The sequence below is a fragment of the Legionella adelaidensis genome, from assembly GCF_900637865.1.
Classification (GTDB): Bacteria; Pseudomonadota; Gammaproteobacteria; order Legionellales; family Legionellaceae; genus Legionella_A; species Legionella_A adelaidensis.
Genome location: NZ_LR134422.1, coordinates 158,386 through 175,184, shown reverse-complemented (window position 1 = coordinate 175,184; position 16,799 = coordinate 158,386). Strand labels below are relative to the sequence as shown.

Here is a 16,799-nt window from a genome sequence, read left to right as displayed (position 1 = left end):
TTCCTACGCGCTATTCAAAGCAACCAGGCTTACTTAATCCTACATCTTTACTTGATCACAATATTTATTTTTTGATAAAATAATGAACATTTTTTTAAAGTAAGAAATTTTATGCCCAGAGAAATTGACATTCAAGAATGGCGTGTAAGTCCTCAGGAATTAGATAGGTTTCTTCACGAGAACCCTATTGATAATTATCTTACAAGACATTCTTTAGGTAATGTCCCAGCTGACAGATGGAACAGGATATCAACTTTTGTCCGCGCAAATCTTAGACACATTTCTAATGCCCATATTGACATACTCTCTAAAATTTCCATGGAAATTCTTGATCCAATGCTGGTTTTTATCAGAAGACATGACATATTGGATTATCGCGTGCTATATGCGCTTAGTCAGGTTAGTGCAGATGATTGGCAAGCATTTACTACTTTTATTCAAGAAAATAATATTCTGCGCCAAAGTGATCTCTTATATATACTGGTAAAAATGCCCAAAGATGAATGGCAATCCTTTACCAATTTTGTCCGTAGCAAAAATTTTGATAGAGAAGGTCTGAAAGGAGGGCTATTGTATGCAAAACAGCCAGAGGATAGGTGGGAAGATTTATTTAGTTTTATCCAAAGAAGGCTAATGAGTGATTGGGCAATCGGCGCACTTATAAAAATGTCCCCTGATGAATCTTTTACTTTTATCAAATTTTTAAAAGAAAATGACGTTACTGATTGGGATGCTATTAATACATTAGTAAATATTCCTGAAACACAACGAGCGCGTTTATGGGATTTTGCAAAACAACATAATCTTGTTAGGTATCTTTCCAGCCTTGCAAAAATTTCTAATGCGCAATGGGATGCTGTAACCCGTTTTATATTAGAGAATCCCTTGGATCCTGATAAAGCCTCCTCTTTTTCATGCATGATTTTATCACTCTCGGAAGTACCACCTGAGGAATGGCTCGATTTTGTAAGCTTTATCAGATCGCATCAAATTACCGATCAAGACTTTATTAGCGAATTCGCCCAAACTGCTGCTAATAGGAGGGAGAATCTTTTTCAATATATCCAGGAATACAAGCCTAAGCCATATCAGCTCAATATTAAAGAAATTACTCCAGACTTATGGCCACAATTTATAGAAATTATAAAAAAGTATCATATCACCGATCCTGGTATGATAGACACGCTGGCTCTAAAGGAAGTTGAGCTGTGGGAGGAACTGGCTTCTTTTATAGGAAACCGGAATATTACTGATTATTATGTTGTTAATGCTTTTGAAGACATTCCATTGGTTCGCATTCGCGCCCTTTTGGCTTTTATTGAACAATTTAACATTACTGATCAACACATTATAGAAGGCCTCGCCAGGATTCCTGCAGTGCAGCAATGGGAACATTTGATTAATATATCAGCACCATTGCTACAGCCGCCTCTGCGCTCAGCAGATCGCGCACAGATTATGAAGACCGTTTATGAAATTACCGTAAGGCAGTCGCGAATCGATCGGGAGATGCCTGTATATGGAGAAGAAGAAAGACAAGGAAGAATAGCGAATGCATTAGCGGAAATACAAGCAGGGCAAATGCCACAATATCCAGGGGAGTATTATGAACGTCTGCGTCAAATTCTTACTACCCCTTTAAATCAGCTGGTAAATATGCATAGAGCCGCGCGATTGGGGGCTACAGCTATTGATGTTCATGCCACTGGACGAGATGAGGCGACAACTCAGGCCATGGGTACATTCATGCAACTTGCTTATGATACGAAAGAGATACCAAGCGATTACACAGCTTTTATTGATTATTTAAACCATTTCCCTAATGAATTTATCAAGAAATGTGCGCGAATGGTTCTAGGATTTCAAGCAGCGAGTGGGTTTGCTCCTATAACTGCTGATGCGATTATTTCTTCCCATGGAATTAATATTACAGGTCGTGAGTTTTTTGCGCGTTTATGGCATTTCATTAATCATGGACCATTTATCGGTATGGCAGATGAAGCTGCACTGAATAAAGAACGTGAAAATGCCAGAGTCGCTCTTATTACAAATTTGGCTGATGCTTACGAAGAAGAGCATATTGTTTGTAATCCAGGGAAAATTCAGCGGATTGCTACCGGTGTACTACAAGGACGACTCCTGGGCGTTCATGTCGATAAAGAAATACCAGTTGGACCATCAACTTCAGAAGCAACTGCAAGTGTCTCTTTATCACCAGAAAAGGAAGAGAGTGTTTTACTTAACGCCGTAGCTTCTTCATTGCGCGATTTTATTAAAACATTTGAGCCGCTCTCTAAAACGCAAGAAGACTTGCGGTCACATGTTGAAGAATGGCTACTCAAGGAACAAGGTTTAGAAGGCCAACAATTAGAGACTTATAGAAGTAGATTTAAAGAGGATTTAGAAAAATACTTAGCATACTCGGATTTACCTGAAAATAACCCTGTTTCTGTACCGTCATCATCTAAGAATGTTGGAACATCTCAATCTGCTGATATTACTGATACTACTGAAAAAATGAGTTTTTTAGCATGTACGCACGCTGCCTCAGCCTCTTCATCTTTATCCTATGTTAATTCAGATAATGAAAAGTCATGCTTAGTATCCGTTGATGAGCCTTCTAATCCTGTTGCGGAAACTTTCAAAGAATGCATACAAGAACAGCAACAAATAGAGACCAGAAACTTTACTGAGGATAAAGAAAAAATCAGGTTGCATCAACAAAGACAATATTACTTTAATGCGGCTGTGGAAACATTAATCAATGGTTTGGAGTGTGCTTTTCCTGCGGGTAATCAGGCGAATCATGTAGCCTTTTTGAAGACTCAATTGGAAGATATTGCGCATTGTAAATTTACCTCTATCTATATTAGTAATCCTCATGAAATCACAAGTGCAGTTAACACATTGTTTAATACACCCCAAGCTCAATACATTGCCAAATATAAAAAATGGGGCGAGATGTTTCGCAATTTCGCCATTTTAATTGGGTATATTGCTACGGTGGGTATAACTGCTGGCGTGGTTAAGGTAGCTACTGGAAGATTTTTCCCGGAGACCTCTGTTGAAAAACAAATACGTGAATTTAAAGCTAATGTTAATAATGCAGTTAATTTAAGCTTGGAAGAAAGAAACAGTTTTTCAGGTTCTCTGCGTATAACTGATTAATTATGAGATCTAAAACATTGTGGTAAGACATTCATGGGGATGCTGGAGCACAAGACAACTTTGCAGCTATTTTTAAAGAAGGGTATAACCTTACCGCGAAAAAACGAACACCATTCTCTGACATTACCACGTACATTCAAACCCAACGGAGCTTTATATACAGGTTTATTATCTTGATTGCCTCATGGATTGTTCAAGAAGCACATCAATTAAAAACCGAAGCTCAGTTAATCATTTAATAGTTAATTAAGTAATCATCTGAATAATTAAAATGCGAACATCTCGACAACGATTTGGAGTACTAACAACCGGGCTGTTAACGAGACAATTTAAATAAAACTATGTCCGCTTTGAGCGTTCCATAATGTGTTATAAAAACCTCCTGCCTCGATTAGCTGTTTATGGTTGCCCATTTCAATAATTTTGCCATTGTCCATCACTAGAATATTATCCATAGATAAAATTGTTGATAGTCTATGGGCTATCACAATAACCGTTCGGTTACTCATTGCAATCTGTAATGATTCTTGTATCAATTTCTCTGTTAAAGAATCCAGGGAGCTCGTGGCTTCATCTAATATCAAAATAGGCGCATCTTTTAAAATCGCTCTTGCAATTGCAATTCGTTGACATTGTCCGCCGGATAATTTTAAACCTCTTTCTCCAACGACTGTATCGTAACCATGTGGTAAGTTAACAATAAATTCATGCGCATGAGCCTTTTTAGAAGCGTTGATTACCTCTTCATAACTGATATCAACTTTACCATACAATATATTTTCATAAACAGTTCGATGGAACAAGCTGGGTTGTTGGGGTATAAACGCTACGTTTTCTCGTAAACTTTGTTTGTTTATCCTTCTGATATCTTGTTGGTCTATTAATATTTTTCCGTTTTGCACATCATAGAGACGCATGATGAGTTGAACCAATGTACTTTTTCCGACGCCGCTGTATCCAACTAAACCGACCTTAGAACCGCCGGGTATATGGAGATTTAAGTCTTTAATAACAATATCATCTGATTTATATCCAAAATTAACCTGATCAATGGTAATTTCCCCATGAGTAATATTAAGGGAGGGAGCTTCCGGGTTGGGTTTTTGATAATGCTCTGTAAAAATCGTATCAATGGCTTGTTGACATTGCCCTGCTTGTTCACCCACAACTAATAAGCTCTCAGTAAGAAACCATATCTGATCAATCACTGTCATTGCTAATATAAAGATAAATGCAAAATCCCCAACAGAAATCATTCCTTTATTACCAAGAAAAAGCAGTAACAGTATAGATGACCCTTGTAAAATCCAGGCAAACCCGCCAAGTAATGAAGCATTTAGCATATTTTTAAATTGCATGGATTTGTCATTTTCCACAGCGCTCGCTGTTGTTTTTTCTAAATATCGCGCTTCATAGTTCTCTCTGGCAAATAAAAGCATACTTAGCACGTTGGAAAAACAATCAACAATATTTCCAACATTTTTTGCCCGTGCTTCAGCATAGGCACTGGCATAAGGTTTAATACTATTAGAGCAATAATAGGCCGTAACAATAAAAGCGATTGAGATGACGAAAAAAATCAAGCTGAAATAAGGACTAACCAAACCCACCATAGCAATAGAAAGGATAATGGTTAAACCTTGCCTCGATATATTAAACCAAGCATTAACAATATTCTGGATGTTACTTGTTAAATCGGAAATTTTTGCACTAATTGAACCACTTAAATGGTCTTGAAAAAAAATGTATGACTGATCTCTTAAATATGAGGTAGTAGCAGCAATGATATCCGCCTTCATTTTTGGTAATGACCGCAAAACAATATAATTATAAAGACGCCATACAATGGTAATGACAAATCCCAAGATAATAAGTAATAATGCTGGCTTCAGGCTAACATCAAGAAATTTTTTATTTTCGGCATGAGCGACGGCATCCAAAAGAATTTTTAAAACATAGGGCTGTAACACACTATGGATGGATGAATAAATACCAACAAGCAGCATGGCAAAAAACCACCAGCGATAAGGCATCGCCATTTCTAAGAAAAAACTCCGAAAGTTTTGTGGTCTATTTATTTTTGACATTAAGATCCTTTTTGCTAAGTCGATAAAGCACATGCCGTTTTAAAGGACTATCGTCGTCAAGTCTTGGATGATCAAAATCATCGTCTGGGTTATGTTTTAAGCCAATTTTTTCCATCACCCGTCTTGAAGCTTGGTTGGCAACGACTGTAAATGAAACCACCTCGTCGAGATTTAAATGGGTAAACGCATAGTGTAATACGGCTTTTGCACCCTCAGTAGCATAGCCTTGATTCCAATGTTTCGATGAGAGGCGCCAGCCAATTTCGACACAAGGAGTAAAATGGGCTTGGAATGATGGAGTTTTCAAACCAAGAAAACCAATCATTTCATGGGTCTGTTTCAATTCGACGGCGTAGAAAGTAAACCCATGTTCCTCATAATGCTTCATCATGGTTTGAATCCCATCAGCTGTTGCTTCTCGACTTCCAATACCAGGTAAGAATTTACATACCTCTGGATCTTGGTCAATCGCGGCCATTGGGTCAATATCTTGTTCTGTCCAAGTCCGAAGAATGAGACGGTTAGTTTCTAATATTTTCATGGTTAATCTCGAGAAATTGCAGTTATCAAATGTGATGTAAGATTTGGAGCTTATCTATGATGACGCTAAAAAACCAGCTTACCAGAATGTGCAATTCACGCCTTGGTCCTGTGTCGTTAGATTGAAACATCTGAGGGTTACATCTATTTAAACAAAGACCAACTTATTTGACAACCATCAAGTGATGTTTCCGCTTTTGTCACATGCTTAAAGTACAATGCCCATCTGGAGATATCATTGAGTATCAGGATTTTTTGAAAATTATTCGTTACTCGTGGAGTCTGACAAATGGAGTTTTAACCAGGGATATTCTTGAATCATTTTAACAGCTACTTCTACCATGCTGTGTACTTGTAATTTTTCTTTGACATTTCTTAAATGAGCCTCAACTGTCCGAGGCGAAATGCTTAATTCTCGTCCTGTTTGTTTGCTTGATAACCCTTTAATTCCATACAAAACACAGGAAAATTCTTTTTGTGTTAAATAGATGTTAGAACCATTCTGATAAAAACGTTGACAGGAAATTTGTTTTAAAAAATTTATGCGCTTATCCTGATCTATTGCAAACATATCATCTTCTGCTGGCAAATTTCGAGGTAATATATAACGGTCTTGTTCAGCAGAGTTAATTAATGCTTGCGCATTGTCTTTAAAATAAAGAATAAATTGCTCGACCAAATCAATATTGTTTAAATACCAACTTGACATGAACTTATTTTTTGATTCCGTTGCAAAACCAAATATTTCAACGCAATCGGAGTGGACTTTGACAACATTCATGCAGTGATCAATATTAAAATCATCTCGCATGACTTTAAAGGTGGTTTGATCTTTCATTTCGGAGCATAAAAAATATCCTGATTGATATGAATCTATGCTTTTATGAGCAACCCCGTGCTTATGAAAGTGGGTATAAAAACATTCTACCCACCCAGGATTAGTCGATAGCACAATATGGCTATTATCCGGGTAAATTTTAACATGCCCAAAATAATTGATATTAAAACATTGGTCTAATGGTTGAACAATGTTTTTCATTTCTGCGCTTGTAGTTAAAGCGATGGTATTTTCTAGGTTCATAGGTAGGTATCATATCACAATGTTCATTTTTATGCCATTTATTAGGGCTTATCCTTAGGTATTTTTACCGTATTGTTTAAATTATTTTCATTATATAGAATTTTCATCTTTACGTTTGCAACATTGCAAAGATATGTTGAATTGAAAGGTTTAACAATGATGAGTCCGACAAATGAGCAAAATACCTCTCAGACTACTTCTGGAAGTGAAATACAAAGAGAACCACATGAGCTTTTATTAGTTGGAGAAATAGCTCATGTTGTTTCTGAATCAGTACAACAGGCAGATTTAGTTTTGCATTGTAACGGAGTACACCTTCCTCGTGCGTTTAACCATATTCATAAAGCTGCTGAAGTCGTAAAAAGCGTAGCTCAAGACCAAGCTAGTGATATGACCGAAAAAATTGTGTGTGGGGCAATCGGCGCTGGGGCTGAAATTACTACCCAAGTCGCAGCAGGCTCAGCACTGCTTTGCGTGACTTTGCCAGACTTACCCATAGCTGCAGGGACAGCTGTCATTGTTGCTAGGGTTGTATCCGTTGCCGCTTTGACAGAAACAGCGCAAAAGGTAATGGAAAGTACGGCCAAGGCTGCCGGTGATTTTACAAGAGAAGCTTGCCATGCGGGGTTTGCAATGGCAAATGGCGCTGCATCAGACGAAAGTACAAGACTTTCAGAGTTGGAGAGTTTAGTAAGAGCATTAGCATTAGAAGAGAGAGAAACCATAGAAAATGCTGCTCGTATTTTTAGCCACTCGACAGCAAGTGTGGCGCCAACCAGCTCACCAACGTATAGTCTGGCTATAACGAATTCAGACCAAAGTCCTTCATTTTTTAACACAAGATTAACCCTAAATACACAAGTTTCTGCTCAATCACAAACAAGGCGCCAGCCTGTTATTACTTCTGCGTCAGTATTAAGTGCACCTACGGCAGGTGCAGTTTTGCATCAAGAACTAGAGCTTGTTGTAAACGCTACAACACAAAATAATAGAGAATTTGAAAGAATTGCCCAATCTTCAAGTGTTGCTCAAGCTACGGCTACATTTTTTAGATCAACTCAAAGTAGTTTGGATAAAACAGTAACAGATTTCACAACATTTAGTACAGCAATCCGGCAACGCTGGCGATAGGAGTTTAATATGCCACAATTCAACCTTCCGACACTCAGTCAACAAACAAGCCAGGCTTTTATCGCAAAATTGGCACAACATTTTGAAACGGAACCTCAATCTCCAGTTAAGGCTGATTTGCTAATTGATTTACAAACTGTTTTGCCCAAGGAACATTTCGGGCAATTCGTTGCCTTTATGGAACATCAAGGGCATCGCTCTACCGATGCCCCAGGGGCTGCATTAGAGGAAAACAGAACCTATTCTTCCGCTGAATTAGCCAATATTTTGGAAAAAGTAGAAATATTGAGAGTAGCGCAAGATCGGCACAGTAAGTTTTATCAACTTACCGGGACTGCCGCTCACAAATTAACTGAACCCCAAATTGAGCTATTCATTACCCGTCATGAGCAGTTAAGTTGTGTGTCATCAGCTGCAGTTTTCTTAGGGAAATTAAGCAAAAACCCTGAAATTGTTCGTTACGGGATGGCGCTACATTCTGCTACTCAAGCGTCAGTTGCGGCAATGGCTATGATTCAAGCAGGTGCCTTAAGTTGGTCTGGTGTGAACATTGTTTTTGCCGGATTAACTGGATTACTGAGCTGTTTCCAAGAATCAGAAGGAAATGATGAAGCTATCCGCGCCATCATGGGCGCGCTGCAACTAATTTCGGAACAAATTCACTGCATGCATAAAGAAATGCGCGAAAGTTTTGAATTGGTTCTGCAAAAAATGGACCATATTGAAGTAAATTTAATCCGTGGATTCTTAGGCCTAGAGAAATTAAGCCTTGAGACCATTAGACAATTAATTACCTTAAATCAAGATAGCTTTTCTCATGGAAGGAATTTGGCGCGCATCCATGAAGTAATCCAACTGGAAGCTGGCGATTTAAGATGCCTTATTTCTGATCAACGGTTGGATTCATTGCGAGAAGCTATAGCAGCTGCTGATTTAACCAGTGAACGCTTTGTGCGAAAAGAAAAATTTAAGGATCACGAAGAAGCAATTGTGGCAAAAACACAAGCTCTCGCCTCCCACCAACCTATTCTGGAAAGAAAAGTTAATTTTAGTAGCTTTAGTCACGCAGGTGAAATAAATCCATTTCATTTTTCCAGACTGCCCGAAGTTTTGGCATTTCTTAGGGAAAACTTTATCTCATCACTTCCAAAACAGCTTATAAACCCAGTGGTGTGGTTAAAGGCAATGGATGCTTTATTAAAATTGCATTGTAAATTCAGACAAGATAGTGGTGAATTTTATAAATTAACAGATGAACATCTGCATACACTCAAGAGATTGACTGAGATGGGTATAAATTGGCTAGAGATCTTGAATACCATTGTCAGTGAAAATGTATTTATTAAGCTCGCAGAACAACATCGCCTAACTTTAAATAAACTGAATGAATATGTTGAGATGCGACGTGCGCAATTCGAGCAAGAAACGCAGGCAGCAACCGGCAAACCCATCGCTTTTCAATTTGCTGAGAAATTGCATAACATATTCATTCACCAACGAATACCTGTTTCAACACGAGATCAAAGAGCTGGAAATTTTTATAACATACGTCCATATGGGAAGGACTATAGTCAGTTTTTCACTCATTATGAATATTATATGCCTTTTGCAGCACGCTTCAACAATATGAGCTGCGGTTCACCCCATTGCGGTAGCTACACCATGAATACTCATGGACTCTCTAAACCTAAAGAGGCAGTTGACCTTTATAATAGTTTCGTTGCAACACAAGACGGACAACGCTTAGCAGCGTATGCGCATATAGCGCGCCTTTACCATTTACCCTCACGAATTGATTTAAAAATCTATGGCAGTAATTTGCGCGAGTCTGATAATTGGCCGCATTTGCGTTATATGCTGCATAAAAGTGATTTTGCACGTATTACTGACATTCACAGTATGCAATCTTTGCAATTTCCTTTGTTACCAATTCCTTTAGTATCCAATACTGCTTGGTCATTATCACCATATTTGTTTTTATTAGGCCTAGAGCAGGAAATGTTGGGTATTGGCACTTTATTCTATGTGTATGATTATCAGTCAATTGGGAGTGGCCAGCATGCTTATGTCATTTCAATTATTTTGCGCATGACCAATGGCCAGCAGTTTAATATCATGAATTCCAATCCGATTGCTGTCCCATCATGCCCTTGGTTTACTTATCAAGAAGATGTTTGGAATAATTGGGTAGGCGGTCATTATCCTGCAGGCTCATTGACTTACCAGCAGCAAGGTACTCAACATGATATTGGTAGAGCTCATTGGTATCATCACGCTATGTATCCAAATATGGCTGACTATCCACCACGCTATGCCCAAATGGTCTGGTTTAATCCAAATGATACGGTTATAGCAGAAGCGGTGGCTTTTGTGCGGACAAGGTATCAACAATTGCGTAAAGAGTTTCATGCGCTTTTATTAAAAGAAGTGAATGATACTACTTCAGAATTATCTAGACTGGTCACAGAAGCACATGGCCAGACGACTTTATTAAATGAAATATATTCCTGGTTTTTATATGGCTGTGATGAAGCAGGTCAGCTACCCAAACAGTTGTTAGCACCCAGCCAAATATTACCTTTTACTCCAGAAATTTTTGAACGTTTATTATTAAGACCAGTTTATAACGATCAGGATTATGTAGTTAACGATTTAATGCTACGCCAACAATGGGTAACTACGATCGGGGGTATGAATCAAAGATTAATTACTATTTTAAATTCCATGCAAGATAAATTTGGGAAGCGAATTGTCGCAGCAAATGAGTTCATGAGCTCGATTGCAGCAGATCATTTGTGTACCTCAGAAGAATTTGAGCGTACCAATACAGATGACATTCTGTATGAATTAGGAAAGAAAGCGGGCATGGATCAGATTGATCAAGCAATTTTTGCAATGACTAGAGAAATGCCTGATGCTGAATCTTGGCTAAAAGGCGCTACCGTTGCTGTGCAAGATAGAAAATTTGCTACAGAAATTACTTCTTCAGCTGATTTTCAAAGGGGAGTAGAAGCAGGGTTAATCTTACAACACGGCAAATATACTCGCCTTTTTGTGAGTGGAGTAGAGCAAATCATCACCGATGAAACCATTCCTGCAGAGTGGAGAGTTAGGATTAGTCGTAATGTCTTTGAGGTAAAAAAGATGTTTGAAAAATCTGAAGTTCATCAAAGGGTTTTAGGTTTACAAGAATGCCGGGGATTGACAACTGCTCCTGCCGATAGTGAGCAACCTGTTTTTCCAGCAACAAGACAAGCTGGTTTATTACGCTTCGGTCAATTTTCACCATCAGCAGCAACAGCAGAAACCTCAAGTAATTCTCATAAATTTAGGAATACTCCAGCCACATGAATTAAATTTAAATATTATTTAATTAATTTTTAATTTAATTAAAGTTATTATTGATTTTATTTATTTATAATCATAAAATGGTCATTAGGAATCAGGAGAAAGGGAGAGTTAAATTGAAATCATGAAAGAGTAAAATTAAAAATGAATACAACTATCTTCCCTAGCCCCTATCGCAAAGCCCTCAGCCTAGCTAAAGATTATTTTTTTCATTCCAACGATCGTTTAAAAGCATGGTTGTTGCTCATTGGAGCAGTTGCTAGCGTCGTCACCATCGCTGCCTTAACTTTTACATTGAGTTGGTGGATGACTACCTTTTGGGCGGCAATGACCGCAAAGAATGCCTCACTGTTTTTTAGCAGTATGAGAACATTTACCTTGATCGTCGGCTCATGGGGTGCTGTAAATGCTTTAAAAGATTTTTGTGTTGAAAAATTGCGAGCGCGCTGGAGAAATTGGCTCTCTGCAAAAATACTCCCAAGCTATATCAATGAGGATAATAAATACGTGGATGTAAGCCGACATGCTGATCAAATTGATCATCCTGAGCAACGAATACAAGAAGATATCAAAGTATTCACTGAAAAAAGCATTACATTAAGTCTTGATTTATTAAACTCTGTATTAACCTTAGTTTTATTCACTGGAAGTTTATGGGTAGTGGGCGGTAGTCTTTCTTTTGTTGTACTTGGTGCCAGTATTACCATTCCTGGATACATGGTTTGGAGTGCTATTCTTTTTGCAGCCGGATCAAGTTTCATAACCAGTTTAATTGGCCGGAGGCTTCCTGAATTGAATAAGAAAGAAGAATCTCTCGAAGCCGACATCAGAAAAGATTTATTTATTCTTGATAAAGATTCAGAAAATATTGCACAGGAACGTGGAGGGATGTATTACCTTCGTAAATTGCTTCGTAAATTTGGAGAACTGTATAACAATTGGAGTCAAAAAATTGTTATACAATTAAGTCTCAGTGCATTTAAAGGGGTTTATCAACAAGTCGCAATCATTTTTCCTTATCTTATGGCCGCCCCAGCTTATTTTGCTGGGCTTCTTCCTTTCGCTCAAATCATGCAAATAAGCTATTCATTCAGTTACATTCAGTCTGCCTTGAGTTGGTTTATCAATTCTTACGAAGACCTAGCAATTTATAAAATAAGTACTAAACGGATTATGGAATTAGAAAGGGCATTAGAAGAGGGTGGTTTAAATACACCCGAGCGAAATATTGATCGAATTGAAGATGCTGCTCTTGATGGTATTGAGATTGTAAATCTGGATATGGTGAGGCCCGCCTCCGAAGAGTCTAGTAGTACTGTACTGATGATGTCCCAGCTTAATGTGAAATTTCCTAAAGGTACGCATACGGTCATTCAAGGTGAAAATGGCATAGGAAAATCAACCATTACGAAGATAATAGCTGGTACTTGGAAATATGGGCATGGAGAAGTCAAGCTGCCTCCGCGTCACAAAATCTATATTCTACCGCAAAAACCGACCATGCCACATGATACATTAAGAGCGGTATTAGCTTATCCTGAGCCCTTTGACACATTTACAGATGAGGAATACAGAGTGGCGTTGCAGGCTGTGGGAGAAGAGGAGTTTATTGAAAAACTGGATACTCCAGAAGATAAGTCAGTTTTAGAAGATTGGTCTAGAAAATCAGGTGGACAACAACAAAAAATTGCATTTGCTCGCGCGGTACTTCGCAAACCAGAGATATTAATTTTAGATGAGTCCACAGCAGCAATGAGTAAAAAATATGAAAATCTGGTTTACAGTCTTACCCAATCGATGTTGAAAGACTCGACGATTATTAGTATTGCGCATCGGGATGTTGGTGAATTTCATGATCGAGCTGTAATGATTGAAGTGGACGAAGCAACTCAGCGAGTAAACGTGACTGAAACACCGCTTCGTACTTCAATAAACGATGAGGAAGAGGTCAACGAGGCAGTCCGGTATTATCCTAGTTGAATAAGATAAAAGTTTTTCATGATTCAAACTAAATTTGAGGTTTTATGGGAAAAATAATTACGCAATGTCCATCTTGTGAAGGAACACATCTTAATGTGGTGAAGATAGAGTGTGAGGATTGTCTTACTAAATTTGAAGGTCGATTTGAGATATCCAGTTTACTAAGACTTCCCGAGGAAGATTTGCAATTTATTTTAGACTTTGTACGGTGTTCCGGCAGTCTTAAAGAAATGGCTACGATTCAAAAAGTATCGTATCCCACTTTAAGAAATCGCCTGAATAATTTAATTCAAACTTTGGACAACATCGAACTGCAAAAAGAAAGCTCCAAAGAAGAAATTTTATCATTGCTAGAGGAAGGTAAAATTTCTGCCAAGGATGCGGCTATTATGCTAAAACGTTTGTGAGGATTGGGCTATGAATCAAGAACAAAAACGACTGTTAACCATGTTAGAAGAGCGTAAAATCTCGCAAGAAGACTACCTTTTGCTGTCTAATGCACTTAAGAAAAAATCAGTGTTTGCTAATCTTGAGAACTCTATTCTAATCAATCCTTTTAAAAGAATTGCGGGTATCAAAGCATTGCTGCTTGGTTTTATTCTCTTAGTCCTGATGAGTATCCTGGGTTCTTATGCGAATATTTATTACGATGGTGTGCTTGGTTATCTTCTGCCGGATGGAATAAAAACAACGGTAAAGCCCAATTTCTTTTTACTTTGTTACCAAAACATAATTGCTTCTGTCGTCCTGGCTGCATTTTTTCTTCTCGCTGCTCTTCTTTACAGGAAAAAGAGAATCCGCCCGATTGATTTTTTTGGAATGGTAGCATTGTCCCGTTATCCATTATTTATCTCAGTTATATTCACTTTTTTAGAAAAATTAATACGACCAGAAGAGTTTAAGATAGATTATTCAAAAGGAATTGAGCTGCATTTTAGTGTTTTTGGAACAGTATCGAACTTATTGTTTACTCTATGCTTCATCTGGCAAATCATCACTTATTTTTTTGCATTGAAAGAAGCGTCTGGTCTGGAAGGAAAATCTTTATGGATCAGCTTTATCATCACTTTTCTTGTTGGGGATGTATTTACTATGGCTTTAACTCGAGCCTTTATATAAATATTTCGTTAAGTTTTGATTGGAAATAATATATGTCCAAATTTAGTCAAACATTTCAACAGCAATATGCATTAGTCACAGACTGGATAGAAAGAATAATGTGGTTTGGATGCAGATCCTCTGAATATGCCACTTATCCCAATGCATTAACTCAGATAATTCACAATGTTGTAGGTCCAGTTTGTGCGGTGGTTATTGGAGTTCCGCTTCGCATATTAATCGGTGGGGCTTATAGCGCAATTTGCGGAGGGATTTCTCAGCTTGCTCATTGGGGAGTTTCTCTGATTCATTGGATGTATGGCTTAGCAAGACCACAATCTCAAACTATGGATTTGCAAACAGTCCCTGGGACTGAGGGGGTTCAAGCACACCCTATGATTCCAGCATCAGAAGGAAATCAAGTTGTCTTGCAATCCAATAAGCCAGCACCATTAACTTTCGTAGAAAAAATTAGACCCTATCAGAACAAAAAATTAATAGAAAAAAAGAGTAATCTGGATATCCAAATTAAAAAATTACTGAGCCGAATCAAGCAAGAATTATCAAGTTTAAACGCTCAATGTCATCAATACGATAATCTTTGTCAAAAGATATCCGATTTAAAGTCTAGGTTACGAGGGAAAAAATATGATGCAGAGACAGCAATGAAATTTTCTCACTACGAGACTGCCCAGGAAGAAATACGTGATTTTAGTCTCAAATTAGTGTATCCGCAGCTCCCAGAGCGTTGGTACAGAACTGTGACTAGGGACAAGCCAGTTTATGTCGCTGATCAGAAAGCCAGAGCTCAAGCTCAAAAAGAGTATAAAGACATTCAAGAAAAGTTAGAGCAATTGTCTTTGTCTCCTACCAAAATTCCTACAATCGAAATGACTGCCCGTAATACCCTTATTCAGCTTGAATGCAGTCTGAAAGTGCTCGCAACCAAAGTAGGTAGAACGAGACGAGAATCTGATTTATTAGGCATTTTGCGTGAATACAAAACAATTTTAAAAAAATCAACACAATATATAACTCAAGAACCTTTATTTGATGTGCGGGAATACTGGCCACAAAGTCCTTATGCAACTGGTTTTTATAGTGCCTATATGATGAGCCAATTAACACGGAATAATGCTCTATTTCAGGCTCTTCCCGTGGAAATCCAAGAGGAAATCGTGGTGGCTGCTACTCCTAATTTACAGGCAGAGGAAAGTAGAGAAATATTCGGTTTGATTTCAAATTCAAGAAAGTAAAATGAGTGCGGGGCGTCTACTTCGATTTACGTTTAAACTTGTGAGAATAGCCCAGAGAGTTGTTCAGGACCCCGGGCAAATATATAATTTTTATCCTAACAGAGAACTTACAATATTAATCACAGAGATGATAAGTATCATGCGAGATGAAACGAGCACTGCAATCTTTGCCAACGATGTCATCGGATTGGTGATTAATTAATCCGATGACATCGATGCTATTTTGCATTTTATCAAAATTTCCAACGACGCTATATAGCGAGCCACATTGCTCATAAATAACGCTGAATGTTAGCGCATTTCCTATCCAGTATCCAATGATAGGGTGTCTTTGACCAATCGCTTGTGGGCATTCTTTTGATGCGACTGCTGAAGTAAAATAACCTTCCGTTTTATTGTCGGGCAGAAAGGTCAGTTCAAGAAGTGAGCCACGCTGATTTTTGTATTTTTTCAATGTCATTTTTTATACTCCTTAGATGGAAAACAAAAGAAGTATAATGGTTCATGCGATTATCAAATATCAGGAGTATTACGGATAGACACGGCAAAAAAGGGCAATTAACTCTGCTCGTGTTGTAACATCTAACTTGCGTTTTGCAGCAGTGAGATGTGTCTCTACGGTTCTAGGAGAGATACTTAATTGTTTTGCAATTTTTTTATCGGTATATCCTTTCGATAACAAACGAATGCATTCATTCTCGCGTTTACTTAATACTGTTATGCCTTTTGCTTGGGGAAGTGCAATACTAAAACCAATTAATCCCATAAGCTTGCCATGATTATCAATGAGCGGTGACTTCCTAGAAAGAATATTAACGAAGGTGTTGTCATGTCTAACAATTTGTTCAAAATGATTTTGGCTTTGCTGCGTTTCTATGACCGATTTATCATGCAACCGGAGTTCATCTGCGTATTCATGCCAAGGGAAATCAGTATCAATTTTATTGACTATGTCTCCAAGGGAGCCGTAGCCCGCTGAATGGCCAATAAAAAACGAGTTCGCCCATAGATAGCGTCCTAGTTTATCTTTGATAAAAACAGGACCATCAATTAGATTATAAGAATTAAGATTTAATGAATTTGAATAAATTACTTGATTCAACATACCAC

Annotated in this window: 12 protein-coding genes; 7 read left to right on the top strand and 5 right to left on the bottom strand. The window is 38.0% G+C overall.

All coding sequences use genetic code 11. The features are described 5' to 3' along the window. Positions 1-111 precede the first annotated feature (111 nt). Positions 112-3,168 (top strand): hypothetical protein, encoded by a 3,057-nt coding sequence (locus EL206_RS05390; protein ID WP_058462627.1) that lies wholly within the window; start codon positions 112-114, stop codon positions 3,166-3,168. A gap of 329 nt (positions 3,169-3,497) precedes the next feature. On the opposite strand, the gene EL206_RS05385 is transcribed toward EL206_RS05390, so the two are convergent. The 3 genes from EL206_RS05385 to EL206_RS05375 form a co-directional block, all read right to left on the bottom strand. After that, positions 3,498-5,255: an ABC transporter ATP-binding protein gene (locus tag EL206_RS05385; RefSeq protein ID WP_065310961.1), complete on the bottom strand. Its 1,758-nt coding sequence runs from the start codon at positions 5,253-5,255 to the stop codon at positions 3,498-3,500. Next, positions 5,239-5,796, bottom strand: coding sequence for a GNAT family N-acetyltransferase (locus tag EL206_RS05380; RefSeq protein ID WP_058462628.1), 558 nt, complete (start codon positions 5,794-5,796; stop codon positions 5,239-5,241). The genes EL206_RS05385 and EL206_RS05380 overlap by 17 nt, the downstream gene beginning before the upstream one ends. Before the next feature lie 261 nt (positions 5,797-6,057). Beyond that, positions 6,058-6,876: a LuxR C-terminal-related transcriptional regulator gene (locus EL206_RS05375; protein WP_058462629.1), complete on the bottom strand. Its 819-nt coding sequence runs from the start codon at positions 6,874-6,876 to the stop codon at positions 6,058-6,060. Between the two features lie 156 nt (positions 6,877-7,032). Between EL206_RS05375 and EL206_RS05370 the strand changes: the two genes are divergently transcribed. The 6 genes from EL206_RS05370 (at position 7,033) to EL206_RS05345 (ending at position 15,689) form a co-directional block, all read left to right on the top strand. Then, positions 7,033-8,007: a hypothetical protein gene (locus EL206_RS05370; protein ID WP_058462630.1), complete on the top strand. Its 975-nt coding sequence runs from the start codon at positions 7,033-7,035 to the stop codon at positions 8,005-8,007. 9 nt (positions 8,008-8,016) lie between these two features. After that, positions 8,017-11,358, top strand: a complete 3,342-nt coding sequence (locus EL206_RS05365) for a hypothetical protein (protein WP_058462631.1) — start codon at positions 8,017-8,019, stop codon at positions 11,356-11,358. Between the two features lie 141 nt (positions 11,359-11,499). Next, positions 11,500-13,335 (top strand): ABC transporter ATP-binding protein/permease, encoded by a 1,836-nt coding sequence (locus EL206_RS05360; RefSeq protein WP_058462632.1) that lies wholly within the window; start codon positions 11,500-11,502, stop codon positions 13,333-13,335. Positions 13,336-13,379: 44 nt separating this feature from the next. Continuing rightward, positions 13,380-13,742 carry a DUF2089 domain-containing protein gene (locus tag EL206_RS05355; RefSeq protein WP_058462633.1) on the top strand — a complete coding sequence of 121 codons (363 nt, stop codon included), beginning with the start codon at positions 13,380-13,382 and terminating at the stop codon, positions 13,740-13,742. Between the two features lie 10 nt (positions 13,743-13,752). Continuing rightward, complete coding sequence (locus EL206_RS05350; RefSeq protein WP_058462634.1) at positions 13,753-14,454, top strand: hypothetical protein; 702 nt, start codon at positions 13,753-13,755, stop codon at positions 14,452-14,454. A 32-nt stretch (positions 14,455-14,486) separates the two neighbouring features. Then, entirely contained in the window at positions 14,487-15,689 is a 1,203-nt protein-coding gene (locus EL206_RS05345) for a hypothetical protein (RefSeq protein ID WP_058462635.1), read from the top strand. A 115-nt stretch (positions 15,690-15,804) separates the two neighbouring features. Here the strand turns inward: EL206_RS05345 and EL206_RS05340 are convergent, their stop codons facing one another. Together EL206_RS05340 and EL206_RS05335 are read right to left on the bottom strand one after the other, a co-directional pair. Continuing rightward, positions 15,805-16,149, bottom strand: coding sequence for a hypothetical protein (locus EL206_RS05340; RefSeq protein WP_058462636.1), 345 nt, complete (start codon positions 16,147-16,149; stop codon positions 15,805-15,807). Positions 16,150-16,218: 69 nt separating this feature from the next. After that, positions 16,219-16,794 (bottom strand): PAS and helix-turn-helix domain-containing protein, encoded by a 576-nt coding sequence (locus EL206_RS05335; protein WP_058462637.1) that lies wholly within the window; start codon positions 16,792-16,794, stop codon positions 16,219-16,221. Positions 16,795-16,799 lie beyond the last annotated feature (5 nt).